18 protein-coding genes are annotated in these 16,127 nt (G+C 60.0%); 9 read left to right on the top strand and 9 right to left on the bottom strand.

What is annotated here, in order from left to right; genetic code table 11:
* Window positions 1-10: 10 nt before the first annotated feature.
* The 4 genes from trxB (at window position 11) to KDL09_RS23005 (ending at window position 3,050) form a co-directional block, all read left to right on the top strand.
* The gene (trxB, locus tag KDL09_RS23020; protein WP_294390505.1) at window positions 11-943 is read left to right on the top strand and encodes a thioredoxin-disulfide reductase; all 933 of its coding nucleotides are present in this window, start codon (window positions 11-13) and stop codon (window positions 941-943) included.
* 74 nt (window positions 944-1,017) lie between these two features.
* On the top strand, window positions 1,018-1,632 hold the full coding sequence (locus tag KDL09_RS23015) for a L,D-transpeptidase family protein (protein ID WP_294390504.1): 615 nt from the start codon (window positions 1,018-1,020) through the stop codon (window positions 1,630-1,632).
* 22 nt (window positions 1,633-1,654) lie between these two features.
* Window positions 1,655-1,999: a rhodanese-like domain-containing protein gene (locus KDL09_RS23010; protein ID WP_294390501.1), complete on the top strand. Its 345-nt coding sequence runs from the start codon at window positions 1,655-1,657 to the stop codon at window positions 1,997-1,999.
* 76 nt (window positions 2,000-2,075) lie between these two features.
* Window positions 2,076-3,050: a magnesium transporter CorA family protein gene (locus KDL09_RS23005; RefSeq protein ID WP_294390498.1), complete on the top strand. Its 975-nt coding sequence runs from the start codon at window positions 2,076-2,078 to the stop codon at window positions 3,048-3,050.
* A gap of 7 nt (window positions 3,051-3,057) precedes the next feature.
* Here the strand turns inward: KDL09_RS23005 and KDL09_RS23000 are convergent, their stop codons facing one another.
* Entirely contained in the window at window positions 3,058-4,566 is a 1,509-nt protein-coding gene (locus KDL09_RS23000) for an arylsulfatase (protein WP_294390495.1), read from the bottom strand.
* Between the two features lie 225 nt (window positions 4,567-4,791).
* On the opposite strand from KDL09_RS23000, the gene KDL09_RS22995 reads away from it, so the two are divergent.
* Entirely contained in the window at window positions 4,792-5,673 is an 882-nt protein-coding gene (locus tag KDL09_RS22995) for a right-handed parallel beta-helix repeat-containing protein (protein ID WP_294390493.1), read from the top strand.
* Here KDL09_RS22995 and KDL09_RS22990 read toward each other — a convergent pair whose 3' ends face one another.
* The 4 genes from KDL09_RS22990 to KDL09_RS22975 all read right to left on the bottom strand — a co-directional run bounded on the left by KDL09_RS22990 (window position 5,674) and on the right by KDL09_RS22975 (window position 8,811).
* Entirely contained in the window at window positions 5,674-6,849 is a 1,176-nt protein-coding gene (locus KDL09_RS22990; RefSeq protein ID WP_294390491.1) for a serine hydrolase domain-containing protein, read from the bottom strand. It abuts the gene before it with no gap.
* The gene (locus tag KDL09_RS22985) at window positions 6,846-7,331 is read right to left on the bottom strand and encodes a tetratricopeptide repeat protein (protein ID WP_294390489.1); all 486 of its coding nucleotides are present in this window, start codon (window positions 7,329-7,331) and stop codon (window positions 6,846-6,848) included. Before KDL09_RS22985 ends, KDL09_RS22990 begins: the two co-directional genes overlap by 4 nt.
* Window positions 7,332-7,429: 98 nt before the next feature.
* Window positions 7,430-8,005: a DUF2062 domain-containing protein gene (locus tag KDL09_RS22980; RefSeq protein ID WP_294390487.1), complete on the bottom strand. Its 576-nt coding sequence runs from the start codon at window positions 8,003-8,005 to the stop codon at window positions 7,430-7,432.
* A 2-nt stretch (window positions 8,006-8,007) separates the two neighbouring features.
* Entirely contained in the window at window positions 8,008-8,811 is an 804-nt protein-coding gene (locus tag KDL09_RS22975) for an undecaprenyl-diphosphate phosphatase (protein WP_294390484.1), read from the bottom strand.
* A gap of 255 nt (window positions 8,812-9,066) precedes the next feature.
* Between KDL09_RS22975 and KDL09_RS22970 the strand changes: the two genes are divergently transcribed.
* From KDL09_RS22970 to KDL09_RS22960, 3 genes are all read left to right on the top strand, one after another.
* Entirely contained in the window at window positions 9,067-9,858 is a 792-nt protein-coding gene (locus KDL09_RS22970) for a M23 family metallopeptidase (RefSeq protein WP_294390477.1), read from the top strand.
* 86 nt (window positions 9,859-9,944) lie between these two features.
* Complete coding sequence (locus KDL09_RS22965) at window positions 9,945-11,441, top strand: OmpA family protein (protein ID WP_294390472.1); 1,497 nt, start codon at window positions 9,945-9,947, stop codon at window positions 11,439-11,441.
* 51 nt (window positions 11,442-11,492) lie between these two features.
* The gene (locus KDL09_RS22960) at window positions 11,493-13,808 is read left to right on the top strand and encodes a tetratricopeptide repeat protein (RefSeq protein ID WP_294390469.1); all 2,316 of its coding nucleotides are present in this window, start codon (window positions 11,493-11,495) and stop codon (window positions 13,806-13,808) included.
* A 25-nt stretch (window positions 13,809-13,833) separates the two neighbouring features.
* Here the strand turns inward: KDL09_RS22960 and KDL09_RS22955 are convergent, their stop codons facing one another.
* Entirely contained in the window at window positions 13,834-14,457 is a 624-nt protein-coding gene (locus KDL09_RS22955; protein WP_294390466.1) for a bifunctional nuclease family protein, read from the bottom strand.
* A 61-nt stretch (window positions 14,458-14,518) separates the two neighbouring features.
* Complete coding sequence (locus KDL09_RS22950) at window positions 14,519-15,079, bottom strand: gamma carbonic anhydrase family protein (RefSeq protein ID WP_294390463.1); 561 nt, start codon at window positions 15,077-15,079, stop codon at window positions 14,519-14,521.
* Between the two features lie 119 nt (window positions 15,080-15,198).
* Between KDL09_RS22950 and KDL09_RS22945 the strand changes: the two genes are divergently transcribed.
* The gene (locus KDL09_RS22945; RefSeq protein ID WP_294390461.1) at window positions 15,199-15,471 is read left to right on the top strand and encodes an HU family DNA-binding protein; all 273 of its coding nucleotides are present in this window, start codon (window positions 15,199-15,201) and stop codon (window positions 15,469-15,471) included.
* A gap of 57 nt (window positions 15,472-15,528) precedes the next feature.
* Here the strand turns inward: KDL09_RS22945 and KDL09_RS22940 are convergent, their stop codons facing one another.
* Window positions 15,529-15,819, bottom strand: coding sequence for a CopG family antitoxin (locus KDL09_RS22940; RefSeq protein ID WP_294390460.1), 291 nt, complete (start codon window positions 15,817-15,819; stop codon window positions 15,529-15,531).
* A gap of 17 nt (window positions 15,820-15,836) precedes the next feature.
* Window positions 15,837-16,115, bottom strand: coding sequence for a BrnT family toxin (locus tag KDL09_RS22935; RefSeq protein ID WP_294390458.1), 279 nt, complete (start codon window positions 16,113-16,115; stop codon window positions 15,837-15,839).
* Window positions 16,116-16,127: the final 12 nt, after the last annotated feature.

Below are 16,127 nucleotides of genomic sequence, written 5' to 3'. Positions count from 1 at the left end.
CCTTTCTCTCATGGAAAACGTCATCATCATCGGCACCGGCTGCGCCGGGTACACCGCCGCCATCTACACCGGACGCGCCAACCTCAAGCCCCTGATCCTCTCCGGCAACATGCCCGGCGGCCAGCTCACCACGACCACCGAAGTGGAGAACTTCCCCGGCTTCCCCAACGGCATCATGGGACCTGAGCTGATGATGAACATGCAGACCCAGGCCGAGAAGTTTGGCGCACGCATCGAGTACTCGCTCGTCAGCAGCGTCCAGAAGACCGCCGCGGGTCACTTCGAAGTGCACACCGAAGGCGGCACCGTTTACGAGGCCCACAGCGTCATCGTCGCCACCGGCGCCTCGCCGAAACATCTCGGCCTGCCGAACGAAAAGGGCCTCATCGGCCACGGACTGACAAGCTGCGCCACCTGCGACGGAGCTTTCTACCGCAATGTTCCGGTCTGCGTCATCGGCGGCGGTGACAGCGCCTGCGAGGAGGCCGGTTTCCTCACCAAATTCGCCAGCACCGTCTATTTGATCCATCGCCGTGAAGAACTGCGCGCCTCGAAGATCATGGCCGATCGCGCACTTGCGAATCCGAAGATCAAGCCGGTCTGGAACAGCACCGTCAGCGAATACCTCACCGACGAAAAAGGCGAGATGCGTGCCGTGACGCTTCAGAACCTCGTCACCGGCGAGAAAAGCGAACTGGAGATCAAGTGTGTCTTCGTTGCCATCGGCCATGTTCCGAACGGCCAGTTCCTTGGCGACCTCGTCGATACCGACGAAAACGGCTACATTCTGCAAACCCAGGGGACGCGCACCAAGACGGAAGGCCTCTTCGCCGCAGGTGATGTGGCCGATCATGTCTATCGTCAGGCCATCACCGCAGCAGGTCAGGGCTGTGCCGCCGCCCTGGAGGCCGAGCGCTATCTTGCCGAGAAAGGCGTGCATTGATTGACGCTGGACAGACGCACCGCGGCAGGGCATATCATCGCGGCTTTCCGAGCCACGCCCACGTAAACCCACGCATGAGTCAACTGGTGATCCCTCAAGTCGCACGCCTCGCCCTCCTAACTGCTCTCGCACTGCTGGCTTCCTGTCAGAGCGGCGCTTCTCGTGGACAAACTCAGTACCTTGAAGCCTTTCCGACCGGAAGCGTGCCTCATTCCGCGATGTACAATGCCGATCAGGATTCCTACTGGGACGGCGACGGCATGGGAGGAGCGCCGAGTGTGACCATCGACCTGAGCGATCAGAAGGCCTACTTCTACAAAGGTGGAAGGCTGGCCGGTGTCTCCGCCCTCTCCACAGGCGACGAAAAACACGCGACCAAGACCGGGAATTTTAAAGTCATCGAGAAGGACCAGTGGCACAAATCCAACCTGTACGGCGACTACGTGGACAGCGCCGGCAACGTGGTCATGGCCAATATCGACGTCACCAAGGACAAGGCGCCGCCCGGCACGCGTTTCGAAGGCTCGAAGATGCATCACTTCATGCGCTTTACCGGTGGCATCGGCATGCATGAAGGTTTCCTGCCCGGCTACCCCGCCTCCCACGGCTGCGTGCGCATGCCCGGACACATGGCGGCCATCTTTTATAACAACGTCTCCAAAGGCACGCCTGTGACGGTGCGCCCCTGATCCCCTTCCCTCCGCTGATTTCATGACTCCGGAATCACCGCTCGAAATAAGCCCCACGGATGTCAGCTACCTCATGGGACGCCCGGGTGAGCGCACGTTCCGGCTGATCGACTGCCGCGAGGAAAGCGAATGGGAAGTCTGCCGTCTGCCGGACGCACAGCTTGTGCCCCTTTCCCGTTTTGGAGAACTCGCTCCGCAGGTTTTCACCAACACGCAGGAACACGTCATCATCTACTGCCATCATGGAATGCGCAGCCAGCGCGCGGCGCAGTTTTTGCGCCAGCACGGCTTTGCTCACGCGCAAAGCATGCGCGGCGGCATCGACGCCTGGGCCGATCTAGTCGATCCTGAGACGCCGCGTTACTGACGCGCATCTTGGATGACTTTGCTCTGGCGCATGATGGCGCCGCGACTACGGTGCGCGCCCTTCCCCGCAAGCACGCATGGTTCGACTTCTCACACAGCAAGGACAGCTTATCGACTGGAACGATGAAAAGACGCATCCGTTCCCGGACAACCTTGTCTACCTCGATCTGCTAAATCCTGGACGTGCCGAAGAGCTCGAGGCGGAGAAGTGGCTGGAATACCAGCTTCCCACGCGGGAAGAAATGCAGGAGATCGAGGAGTCCAGCCGACTGTACACCGAAAAGGGCACGCTGTACATGACCGCGTGGCTGCCCGTGGGCCTCGACACACCCGACCCCGACAACACATCGATTTCCTTCGTCATCGCGCCGGACTGCCTCACCACCGTGCGCTACGCCGACCCGATGTCCTTCCGCATTCTGGCGGATCAGGCCCGGCGCCAGTGCACCACGCCGCTCACCAGCGACGCCGTCTTTCTGCTTCTGCTGGAACTCATCGTCGCGCGCATCGCCGATGCGCTGCAGGGAGTCGAAGGCGACATGAAGAAAATCAGCCGCGACATCTTCAGCCTCGATCCACACAAGGCACATGCCGCCGTGGAAAAAGATCTGAGCGATGTCGTCAAACTGCTCGGCCGCCGAAGTGCGCTCGTGGCCAACGTGCGTGAGAGCCTGCTGAGCATCAGCCGCATGCTGCAGTACTTCCTCAACAATGCCGCCACCTGGATGCGTGGCGATCTCGCCGCACAGTTCCGCAGTGTCATGCGCGACATCAAGAGCCTCGACGACTACACCAACCAGCAGACTCAGGAGATGACCTTCCTGCTCGAATCCACGCTCGGCCTGATCAACATCCAGCAGAACCAGATCATCAAGATCTTCACCGTCGCCAGCGTGCTCTTCATGCCGCCCACGCTCATTGCCAGCATCTACGGCATGAACGTCGGCCTGCCCGCCGCCAGCAACGGCTGGGCCTTCCTCTTTGTCATGCTGGTCATCGTCCTCTCAGCCCTGGTGCCGATCTGGTTCTTCAAGCGCAAGCGTCTGCTCTGAGCAGACGTCACTTGTCCAGCGCGGTCATCGAGAAGTCCGCGCTGTTGGTGTGCTGGGTGTCCATGATCTTCTTCATCTTGGCGACGAGATCCGGACGATCAGCCGCGACGTCTTTGGTTTCCGCAGGATCGGCAGTGATGTTGAAGAGTTCCTCGGTCACGGCAGAGGCTTTGGCTTTTGCCTTGGGTTTGGCGGCGAGATTGCGGCGCACGAGTTTCCACTCGCCCATGCGCAGGATCTGCTGGCCGCCATAACCGTGAAATTCGCGATAAAGAAATTCGCGTGCAGGCTGCTTTTCTCCAAGCAGGGTCGGCGCAAAGCTGATGCCGTCGGTCCGAGGTGTCTGGTCCTTTGAACCCACGAGTTCGGCAAGCGTTGGCATCCAGTCTTCGAAGCCGGTGATGCGATCGCTGATGGTGCCAGCTTTGATCTTGCCCTTCCAACGCACAATGCAGGGCGAGCGGAAACCGCCTTCGTAGAGCGTGCCCTTGCCGTCACGACGACCCTCGTTGGAGTTAAAGAAGGCGCAGTCGGTGCCGGCCAGTCCTTGATGCGTCCCGTTGACCGGACCATTGTCGCTGACGAAGACAAAAATCGTGTCGTCATCCAAACCGAGTTCGGAGATGAGCGCCATCATGCGACCGATCTCACGATCCATGCGTGTGATCATCGCGGCGTACGCAGCCTTTGGCCGAAAATGCGGGATGTAACCGTTGCCACCCTTGTAGGGCGGATCATCAAACTTGCCAACATACTCATTCAGCGAGTCGTCAGGAACCTGAAGAGCCACATGCGGAACCGTGGTGGGCCAGTAGAGGAAGAAGGGTTTGTCCTTGTTCTCACGGGCAAACTTGAGCGCCTGCTCGGCGATCAGATCAGCCGAGTACTCGTTGCCTTGAAACCGCTTGTAGCTCTCCGGCTTCGTCGGATCTTCGTCCGGGCGGAAGGTGTCATGAGCCGAAAAGGGCGGATTGTTGAGATCCACGGTCTTTGCGTCGTCCCAGAGGTAGGTCGGATAGAAATTATGGGCAACTCCCTGGCACAAGTAGCCGAACCAGCGGTCAAATCCCTGCTTCAACGGCGCTCCACTCGAAGTCGGTCCACCAAGGCCCCATTTGCCAAAACCTCCGGTGGTGTAGCCCGCAGATTTCAAGATTTCGGCCACCGTGATGGTGTCGGAGGGAATCGGAAACTGGCCTTCGTGCTCGGGCTTGCCAACAATCTTGATGCCCTTCGCATCATCAGCCTGCCGGTTGTCACGAATGAAAGCATGGCCAGGATGCAGGCCCGTCATCAGCACGCAACGCGACGGAGCACAGACGGCATTGCCGCAGTAGTGCTGCGTGAACTTCATGCCCTCTGCCGCCATGCGATCGATGTTCGGCGTCTGAATGATCTTCTGGCCGTAGCATCCCAGATCACCAGGACCGAGATCGTCCGCGAGAATGAAAACAATGTTCGGCTGGCGGGCCTGCGCCGTCAGCGCCAGAGCGAGAAGAAGAAAGAGATGCTTCATGGTCGATTGGAAACGTCCGCAGGGGCTCTTTCTTGTGTCTGCGGACGCTTTGGCAACGAATCGAGCTTCCATTTCATCCACGACGTTAGGAGCAGCATAACGGAGATGAGAAGAGCGATGATGTAGAAGCCGGGACGGGAGAAAACTTTCATGATGCGTCATCGAAGAAACGAAAGAAGACGAAAAAAGCGAGTTTTGCCTCGGTCGAATCGTCTTTTCCAAGCCATGAGATTTTTTGCTCTGCTTCTGCTGCTCTTCTCCGCCTTCCAATCAGCGAAGGCGCTTCCAGAGTCCGAGATTCAGCGTTTTATTGATGAAGCAATAAAGGCAGGCGGCGGCGAAGTGGTCATCCCGCCCGGCGTGCATGTCATCGAGCATGGGTTGATCGTGAAAGACGCGAAGAAGCTGCGGATCGTCGGGCTGGATGCGGAGGAATCGATCCTGAAGGCGGCACAGGGCACCGGAACAATCATCTTCATCAGCGGAACTTGTGAGGAAGTACGCATCGAGAAGCTGACGTTCAACGGTGGTTGGGCTGCTGTTGTGGACCATCCGGATCTCAAGAGCCCCAACAAGTTCGCCAAAATCCTCGTTGGACGCTGCTTCTTTGAGAACCAGAAATTCTCGGCCATCCTGTTTCCAAAGACGGGCATTGAGAATCTGGAGATCGACGCCTGTTCGTTTCGCGACATCGCAAAGGAGGCGGTTTGCCTTGGCGAAAATGCCTCCGGCATTCAAATCACCCACAATCACTTCACCCGCTGCTCTTCCGCTGTGATGCTTGCCGGTTCCCAGAAGGGCCTCGTCGCCAGCAATGAAATCAGCGACTGCCGCACCGGCATTCTCGTCACGGGTCCCCGCGGCAAGGAGACGATGGATCAGGGCAACATCATCGCCCTCAACGCCATCGAGCGCAGCCTGGAAAACGGGATCTTGATCAACTCACGCACGCTGAACAACTCGGTGATTCAAAATGAGATTCGAGACAGCAAGGGCGACGGCATCCGGCTGTTTGGCGAGAAGCATGTGGTAAAAGCCAATCGAATCACCGGTAGCGAACGAAAGAATATCGCCGTCATCGAGGGAAAACACGAGATCGTGAAGTGATCAGCCCCCGTAGAGCGCGCGCACCAGGCCCAACGCCCGTTCTCCGGGCAGCGCGCCAATTTCCATCTGATTCATGGTGTAGGCGAAGGAGATGCCGTTCTCAGGGTCCGCAAAGGCAAGACTGCCACCGGCACCGGGATGGCCGTAGGCGAGCAGGCTGGGACCGAACAACGAACGCAGCTTGCCTCCGTCCGAATCGGGATCCTCGTTCAGAGCGTCCTGCATCATGCCCATGGAGAAGGCGATCGGAGTGAGCAACACCAGATCTTCCTCCTGAGTAAGCGTTCGTTCAAAATGGCGGACGACGGATTCAGGGATGATCTGCACACCATTCCACACACCGCCTTGCGCGAGCATGCTGTAGAACTTGGCAAGTCCCTGCGCGCTGCCCACACCGCCCATGCTGGCATAACCGCGCGACCACATTTCGCTTTGATTGAAGTCGCTGACGGCATTCAGACCAAAAGGCGAGGTGAAGGTGCGCTGCGTCAGCGAGCCGGCGGTGTTGAAGGCCTTGATGAAAGGCTGGTCGCTGTTGGCGATGCTGATTTTGCCGGGATACACCGGTGAGACGCGGTCCCACTGGGCACTGGGCAGGCCGATCCAGAAGTCGAGCGCCATCGGACTGCCGAAGACCTCGCGAAAGAACTCGCCGAGCGATTCAGCCTCCGTGAGACGGCGCACGATTTCATCCAGCAGGAAGCCAAAGGTGCGAGCGTGATAGCCCTGACGTTTGCCGGGTTCCCACAGCGGACGCTGGCGCTCAAGAGCCCCGATGACGGCATCGTAGTTGTAAATCGGCGTGCGCTCGTCGAGCGCGCACAGACCGCCGGTATGCGTGAGGAGATGGATGAAGGCGATGTTGGATTTGCCTCCACCGACGAACTCAGGCCACACTTCGGCCACGGGACAATCCAAAGGAATGCCGGCCTCTTCGAGCGCAAGCAGGCAGCACACCGCCGCAGGTCCCTTGGTGGCGGACCAGACTGGCACCAGCGTGCTTTGATCCCATTCGCGCGTGCGTGCTCGGTCCCGATGCCCATGGGAAAGGCTGAGCACCTCCTGCCCATGCTGCCAGATCGAGACGGAGGCCCCCATCTCCCAACGGGTGCGGAAACTTTCCTCAAACCAGGCGCGCACGGCCTGAAGACTGGCTGGACTGGCAGGAAGGCTCATGCAGGATGGGACTCCAGTTGCGCACGGAGACAGTCGAGGTCGTGGTCCTTTCTCGCATGCTGGCGCAGTTCGCCATCCATCTCGAATGCCCGCTCCAGATAGGCCAGCGATTTGTCAAAGTGGCCGAGGCAGGCGTGATAGCAGCCCATGTTGTAGTAATACACGGGCTTCGTGCGCAGGGTGGCCGGCCCACGCGAGAGGACATCCACCGCCTCGCCGGTACGGCCGAGTTCATGCAGGCAGAAGGCGGCGTGAATGAATCCGCCCGGTTCTGCGGGCTCCTCCGTGCAGAGTTCAGTGGCCAGCGCCAGCGCCTCCTCCCAGCGGTGACCGCCCATAAGGCAGAGCAAGGTGATTTCGATGACGTCCACGCGCTTGTGCATCTGCGCCGGCAGAGGAGACAGCTCCGCGCGGGCCTCCTCAAAGAGACCCAGCTCCACGTAGCCCTGGGCTGCGATGATCCTGCGTTCGGCTTCGGTCATTTTCAGTCTGTTGCCCAAATGAGAACGCAAAGCATGCATTGGAACAAGGCTTTTGTTCCCGATGAGGTGCAAAAGGCGGCCCTGAATACTTTAGATGATCAAACAACGGTCGCCTTGGTCTCACGAAGCTTTCGCGCAAGTTCGATTCGTGAGCCGACCTCCCAGACGCCCCAAGTGGCAACGTAGCTGACGAGCGCCGCGACGGCCCCGATGAGAATGCCTCCCATCAGCATGACCGGGGCATGCTCCTTAAGGACCACCCAGGCATCGACCATCGAATCAGGCAGATGCTGCGGAAACGGAGTGGCAGGAACGGTGGTGTACAACGCGAGAAACCACTTTCCAACGGCATATTCCAGCCAGGCAAGAAACGGAATGGTGAACGGATTGCTCAACCAGCAGAGCGCGATGGCGATGGGAATATTGACGCGGAAAATGGCGGCAAGAATAACGGCGGAAGGTGTCTGGATGGGCAGCAGCTGCAGAGTGATGAACATGCCCACGGCTGTGCCGCCGGCGAGCGTGTGCTGCGTGGGCTTCCACACCTGCTTGTCGAGAAAGTGACGTGCGAACCACCGCATCACGGGCCGTTCCCGCAGTTTGCGCGGGTGCTTCAGGAAGCGGATAGTTTTGAAAATTGAGCGGCGAAACCAGCCGCGGGCGAGCGTGAGCATGATCAGTGACCTCCTCCGCTGGCGGCCCAGGCGAGCAACGCACCGCCGAGGACGATGCGATACCACGCGAAGCCATTGAACGTGTGTCCCTGCACAAAACGAATGAGCCACTTTACCACGATAAAAGCGCAGATGGCGGACACCACGGTGCCAAGGACAACCATGCCCCAGTCCTCGCTCCCGGCCTCACCGTCCTTGATGGCGGACAGGATTTTAAACGCACCTGCAGCCATCAAGGTGGGAATGCCCAGCAAAAAGGAGAATTCCGTGGCTGCAGGCCGCGCCACACCGAATGCCAGTGCCATCAGGATGCTGGCCCCGGAACGCGAGGTGCCGGGAAACACCGCTGCGAGCAACTGCGCCAGTGCCACGGCAACCACGACCGTCCAGGTGATGTCTGTCGTGCCAGGCTTGTCCTTGTGAAGTAACTCAAGCACCAGGATGATGAATCCGCCGATCAACGTGGCCCAGGCGACGGGTGGGATGGTCTCCGGAAGCTTGATGCCAAACTTTTTGAGCGCCAGTCCGCCAACTGCCGTGATGAAAAAGGATACAAACAGCTTCGTCAGATAATCCCGGGTACCTGGGTCTGCCAAAGTGGTCGCCAGATGCTTCACCCGTTGCGCGAAAACTGCCAGGACAGCGAGCACCGCGCCGCTCTGGATCACCACGTTGAAAAGGTCGCTCTTCGAAGGCAGCAGGCCGAGGTTTTGCGGGATGAGGAGATGCCCGGTGGAGGAGATGGGCAGGAATTCGGTGACACCTTCGATGATGCCGAGGAGAATGATCGCGAGCCAGTCTGGCATGAGCGGTTGGGAGAAGTTTGGTGGCGGAAACGGTGACAGTCGGGCAGGGAGCGAGCTTTGCAAGCGAACGCACTTCACTCGATGCATTGACTCTGGAAATTTCGCAACCAGCCGCCCATCTCTTGCACGACGATGGTTTTCAAGCTGGCCTTTGCAACGATTCCGGCTACCTTCCTCGCCCCTCTCGGCATGCCAGCCAGTGCCTCCAATCCAACCACGAATGTTCTGCGCAGACGCCTCTCCCTGTGGCGGGTCATGATTTGCGCATGCAGCGCCCTCCTGTTCGCAAGCGAAGCGAACGCGCAGTCGGGATCGACGATCCGTGTGCGCCTCGCAGACGGTTTCGACTTTCCCGTGGGCAAACCGGATGCCGATGGCTACTACAAGGCACGCGGCTACTGGCCCAACGGCCACCTCGGCGAGGACTGGAACGGCCGTGGCGGCGGCGACACCGACCTCGGTGCTCCCATTTATGCGATGGGCCGCGGTGTGGTGATCTTCTCCCAGAACATCGGCGTTGGCTGGGGCAACTGCATCCTGGTGCGCCACATCTTCCGCGAGGCGGACGGCAAGATTGCGATGGTGGACTCCCTGTACGGCCACCTGCTTGAGCGCAAGGTGAAGCTGCATCAACTTGTGGAGAAGGGCCAGTTGATCGGTCTCATGGGCGGCAACAACGGCATGTACCCCGTGCATCTGCACTTTGAAGTGCGCAAGAACCTCCACATCGGGATGAACCGGTCCCAGTTCGCCCGCGACAACTCGAACTACTACAGCCCCACCGCCTTCATCAACGCGCGGCGCGTGCTGTCCTCCAGCATGCAGAAATACGACGTGCCGGTGAACAATTTCGCCCCCTATGGCCGGGCGCTTGCAGACACCAACAGCGACGGTTCCCGCACTGCCAGCGTGGAAGTCCCCTCCTTCAAAGGCGGCACCACCGGTTCCACTGGAGACGAACCCAAAAGCGGTGATGACTTCTGGTCCCGGCTGAAGGCGAAGATGCGCGGTGGCCAGACCACCACCGGGACCGACGAGAAGCGCTGAGCAAGACCGGGCGCATAATAAGCCTTGATTCATGACCGCCCGTGGTGGCATCTTTGCTGCTGTCACAGGACAGCCTCCTCCCGGCCATGCAACATTCGTCCCGTTCCCTCTCCGACCGTTCCGTCCACGGCGGCAGCATTGTACCCATTTTGATCGTGGTAATGGCTCTGGCCCTGAGCACCGCCATTTTCTTCCTGTTCACCAAAAAGAAGATGCAGGGGAATGCGCAGGAGGCCGCAGCCCCCGCTGCCGCGGGTGGAACGACGCCCGCCGGTGAACCGGGGAAAGCAGCCGCCGATGCGGCCAAAGCGGGAACTCCCGTGGCACCTGCAATGCCGCCCAAGGTCGAGCCCCCGCCTGCTCCAAAGCCCGCTCCGGTGGCTTTCGCCTTCGCCCGCCCGCTGGATCTGGGCAGGCAACTCGCACGCAGCCTCACCGCCGGTGATTTTGCCTCGGCGGGCAAACTCGCCGCAGCCGCAGATGAGGCCCAGTCCGAAAGCGCGGCCCAGCTGTTCCAAAAGCTCGCTGAAATGGGTTACAAGCCAGGCGCCGAAGACCAGGTGGAGCTGCTCGGTCTGGTGGAAAACCGCACCCGTCTCGCGGTTCCTTTCACCAAACCAGGCTCGACGGAAACGGTGCACATCCAGCTCGATCTCGAGCGCGATGAACGAATGGGCTGGAAGATTGCCAAAGCCACCCTTCCGAAGTCCATGAGCAGCGTCGTGGCGGTCATGCCTGCGCCACCTCCTCCAGGTCTGGCGGCTGGTGCTGTCGGCGCTGTCCCCCCGCCTCGTCCGGGAATGCTGGCTCCCACCAAGCAGCTTTTCACCGTGGATGACGGCACGGATGCGCTGGCCTTTGCGAGTGACTTTGTCCGGCATCTCCTGAAGCATGATTTCTCCGCCGCCCGCGAGTTCGTGGACGACAGCAAGGTACCGGTCGAGCGCCTGGTCGGCCTTTGCATCGTCTTTGAAGAAGGCCAGTACGCCCTGAACCCCGGCAAGCCCCTCATCATCACCATCGCCAACCCCGAAGTTTCCTGGGTCATTGCACAGGTGCAGTCGGAAACGCTTCAGCAGAGCACCGAGTTCGGCATCGAACTCAAGCGCGCCGACATCGCCCATCCCTGGCAGATCGTGGGGCTGAATCTCTCCGACATCCTCGGCTCCTTCGCCAAAAGCGCCTCCAAACTTGGCGTGCCCTACACCCCCATCGTGAAGAACCCCAAAGGCGGCGAGTCGCTGGCGCTCTACTTCGAGTACGACCGCGCCGAGTTGCATCCGCGTGCCCAGAAGCAGATCGAAGTCATTGCTGCACTCATGAAGGCCGATCCTTCCAAGAAACTGCGCATCGCCGGCCACACCGACGAAAAAGGCGAGGACAGCTACAACATCCATCTCTCCCGCACTCGTGCCGAAGCAGTGAAGCAGCAGCTCGTCGCACTCGGCGTCCCCCCCGCTCAGGTAGAGACTGCAGCCCTCGGCAAAGCCCAGCCGCTCAGTCCAAACAAGAAGAAGGACGGCTCCGACAACCCTGAAGGCCGCAGCCACAACCGCCGCGCCGAGATCTATCTCGATTTTTGAGCGGTCCTCGCGTCTTGCGTGAGCTTCACGTCCGCCTAGTCTGGCGGACTCATGAAGAAAAAAGCCCCGCCAGCCCGCCAGCCGCCCACACCATCGTGGAAGGCGGGGCTGTTTCTCGGCGGCATCGTTGCGGCCATCGGCCTCCTTGTCGCCTGGGCGTTATGGCCGCAGAAAAAGTACACCCCGCTGCCTGCGCCGCCGGTCATATCGCTCGCCAAGGTGGATCCGTATGTTATGCCGGATGAAAAGGCGGCATTCTCCCAATATGGCGGTTCGCAGAGCTGCCGCGAATGTCACGCCGATCAATTCGCCAAGTGGCAGAGCTCCCACCACGGTCTCGCGGAACGCAAACCCGACCCAAAGCTCGATGATCCCGGCTTCGTGCCTCCTCGCAGCTTCAAGCACGGCACGCAAACCACCGAAGTTCGCAAAAATGGCAGCGACTACAAACTCATCGCCCTCGGCTTCGGCGACAAGATCACGCCTTATCGCGTTGAGCGCGTCATCGGTCATGATCCGTTGCGGCAGTTCCTCGTGAGCGGAGGCAACGGTCGCATGCAGGCGATGGAGGCCTGCCTGGACCCGCACAAGAACGAATGGTTCGACGTGTATGGCGATGAGGATCGCAAACCCGGCGAGTGGGGGCACTGGACCGGACGCGGCATGGTGTGGAACCAGATGTGCGCCACCTGCCACAACACGCGCCTGCGCAAGAATTACGACACCAAGACGGACGGCTACCACACCACCATGGCTGAAATGTCCGTGAGCTGCGAGGCATGCCACGGCCCCATGAAGCCGCACAACGAGTGGCAGCACGCGCATCCCGGAGCCAAAGGCGATCCCACCCTCGTGAAATGGACGCGCGATCAGCACATCGAAAACTGCGCCGGCTGTCACGCCCGGCGTGGCGAAGTCACCGGCGACTTCGTGCCCGGCGAATCCTTCTGGGACCACTACCACCTCACCATCACCGACCAGACCGACACCTATTACCCGGACGGCCAGATTCGCGACGAGGACTACGAGTTCGCCAGCTTCTTCAGCAGCCGCATGTACCACGCCGGAGTCCGCTGCATGGACTGCCATGACATGCATAGCATGAAAACGATTCTGCCCGGCAATCAGCTCTGCATGCGCTGCCACACACCGGGCGGGTTCCCGAACGCGCCTCCCATCGTTCCAGACGCACACACCTTTCATCAGGCGGCTGGCGCCGGCGGCCAGTGCGTGAACTGCCACATGCCGCAAACAGTGTACATGCAGCGCCACTCGCGCCATGACCACGGCTTCACCATTCCTGATCCGCTTCTCACCAAGCAGTTCAACATTCCCAACGCGTGCAACAAGTGCCACACCGACAAAGACACCGACTGGGCGCTCGAAGCCACGCAGAAGTGGTGGGGTGACAAAATGAACCGCAAGACGCGCACCCGTGCCACGCTGATCGCCAAAGCGCGCCATGGGAATGTGGAAGCCAGGGACGGGCTCGTTGAATTGCTCGGCAGCGACGAAATCCCGCACTGGAAGGCCAGTGCGACCCTGCTGCTGGACCGTTGGATCGATCAGCCTTCGGTTCAATCCGCCGTCAGCGCCCAGCTTCAGCACGCTCATCCGCTCGTGCGTGAAAGCGCCATCCGTACGCTCGAGCCGATGATGCAAAGCGGCTCCATCCGATCGTCCATCGAATCGTTGCTCAATGATCCCGTCCGCGGTGTGCGCGTCTCCGCCGCCTGGGCTCTGCGGGACAGTCTGAATCTCGATTCCGCCGCCGGCAAAGACCTGCAGCACATGCTTCACTGGAACGCCGACCAGCCCAGCGGTCAGATGCAGCTCGCACAATTCGAATTTGCCCGGCAAAACACCACCAGCGCCATCCAGCACATGGAAACCGCCATCCGCTGGGACCCGAACTCGCCCCCCTTCCATCATGATCTGGCGATGATGTACAGCACCACCGGCCAGACCCTGCTGGCGATCGCCAAGCTGCGTGATGCGATCAAACTCGCGCCCAAACACGCCGAGTATCGTTACGAACTCGGACTCGCGCTCGCCGAAACTGGCGACATGGAGGGCGTCATCCAGTCGCTGCAGGAAGCCACGCGGCTGGATCCCGGCTTGTCTCGCGCATGGTACAATCTTGGACTCGCCAAAAACGGGCAGGGAGACATTGCAGGTGCGCTCGAAGCGCTTCAACGCGGTGAACTCGCCGACCCACGTGATCCTGGCATCCCCTATGCCCGCGCGACGATCCTCGCCCAGCAAAACCGCAGGCAGGAGGCCGTTGCAGCACTGGACAAGGCGTTAAGCATCGCCCCCGGTTACGGCGAGGCGCTGCGACTGCGCAATGCCTTGATGCAACGCTGACAGAGCAAATGCGGAAGCGGACGCCTCAGCCGTCCGCCTTCTTCCATTCCTCGCCTTCCTCATCGTCGTCATCACCGAAGCCGTCATCGTAGTCCTCGTCGTCCTTGTTTGGCTCAAGGCCTGCGATGGTATTGATGTCTTCATCGCTGAGTTCCTCGATCTCGTCGTCGTCCTCTGAAGTCTCCGCAGCCTGCTGGGCCTCCAGCCCCTTCTTTTCAATCTGGGCAAGGGTTTCGCTCACATCTTCGACCGCGTCCCACACCTTCTGCGCAACAAAGATCGGTGCGCTCTGCTGCACCGCCATCGCGATGCTGTCGCTCGGACGCGCATCAAGCTCGATCACCTTGCGCGTCGTGTGCAGTTCGTTCTCCGCGGAGATGATCAGCCGCGCATGAAAGACACTGCCATTGATGTTGTTGATGACCACGCGTTCCACTTTCGCGCCGAAGGCCAGCAGCAGGTGGCCGACGAGGTCATGCGTGAGCGGCCGCTCCTTCGAGACTCCGCGCATGAACAGCGAGATGGCCGTACCGACGGACTCATCAATGTAGATCACGAAGACCTTGGTTTCATTGCCCAGAAACACGGCAAAGCTGCCCTCCAACGGCAACACCGCGCGCACCTGTACCTCGATGACGTCCTTGTTCATTGGAACCAACTAAAAACCGCACGCAGCAAGATGGCAACACACAGGGTGGGTTTTTCTGTGCCTAAGCTGACCCGCTTCGAACCCGCACCGCATCCCCACCAAGCCCCAGCTCCCGATAGCGACGCGACACCTCAACATACTTCAGAGCAAGCTTCGCATTGGCCTGCCTCTCCTCCGGCGACAGGGCGCGGACCACTCGAGCTGGCGAGCCCATGACCAGCGAACCCTCGGGGATGATCGTGTTTTTTGTCACCAGCGCCCCGGCGGCAACAATGCTGCGTGCTCCGATCTGCGCACCATCCATGATGATCGCACCCGTTCCCACAAGCACTTCGTCTTCCACGGTGCAGGCATGCACCACGGCACGATGCCCCACGCTCACGCGGTCCCCCAGCACGCAGGCAAAGTCATCGCTCACATGCAGAACGCTGCCGTCCTGCACGTTGCTTTGGGCACCGACAACAATGTGATTGATGTCTCCACGCAAAACAGAGCCGTACCACACGCTGGATTCGGCATGCAGTTCAACCGCTCCCACCACGATGGCGCCGGGCGCGATGAACACATCACCGGCTACAGAAGGCTGTGACTCAGAAAGCAGGAATTTCTTTAGTTTTCCCATGATCAGAAGAAGGAATTTATGATTGTGAAACGAAGTGGAACACGCGATAAAAAACGCCCCGCCGCATTCATTCTGGAACAGACCCGCTTTCAATCCAACTACGAATCCCAAACACTTCCATGAACAAAGCTCAACTCATCGATTCCGTGCAGGAAATCCTCGGTGGTGACACCTCCAAGCGTGCCGCCTCTGACGCCCTCGACGCCGTGCTCAATGCCATCACCAAGGGTGTCAAACAAGGACCGGTCCAACTGATCGGATTCGGCACCTTCAAACCGGTGGACCGCAAGGCACGCATGGGACGCAATCCAAAGACCAAGGAACCGGTCGAAATCAAAGCCTCCAGAACCGTTCGATTCGTCGCTTCCTCCGCGCTCAAGAGCTCGATTTGATCTGAGCCGTCCGTTTCACACCCGCGCTTCGGAAACGGAGCGCGGGTTTTTCATGCCTCAATCCTTCAGTTCCTGCTCCATCCGCTCGCTCAGCCACTGCTTGATCATGCTTTGATAGTTCAGGTAGCGGCGGCGGGCCACACGCTTGATGCGGCTGAGCATGCGCGGGTCGAAGCGCAGCGTGATCGTGGTGGACTCGCGGACATCCGCCCGATGAATCGAGGACTGCATCAGACGGGCATCGAGCTGATGCTCCGCCCAAAACCGCCCCTCCGCCTCCTCGGACTCAAAGGCAGGCACGTCCTTCCACGCACGGATGGGTTTTAAGTCGGCAGATGAGGTCTCCATGAGGGTGTTAAGTGAACTCACATTTCCTCCGCCTTCTTGCGTTCAAAGAAGTCGTGCTCTCCCGGGGTCATGAGCCGGGCAAAAACGACACGGTAGCGTTTGCCGTCCGTCCAGAACACGCTGTACACCGGCTTGCCCTGCAGTGACTTGCCCAGGTTGTAGTAACGGGCCTCGGCGTCCTCGTGCTGGCCGTCAGGCAGCAATTTGATCGAGAACGGATCCTCGAACGACTCCTCAATGTCCTTGGGAGGAAGTTGGGTGAGGTCGAAGGCGGCGCCGATCCAGTCAAAGTCCATGTCGTTCGTGAG

This window comes from Prosthecobacter sp. (genome assembly GCF_020439865.1).
GTDB lineage: Bacteria > Verrucomicrobiota > Verrucomicrobiia > Verrucomicrobiales > Verrucomicrobiaceae > Prosthecobacter.
The sequence above is the reverse complement of the archived record's forward strand: the minus strand, read 5'-3'. Positions and strand labels throughout refer to the sequence as shown.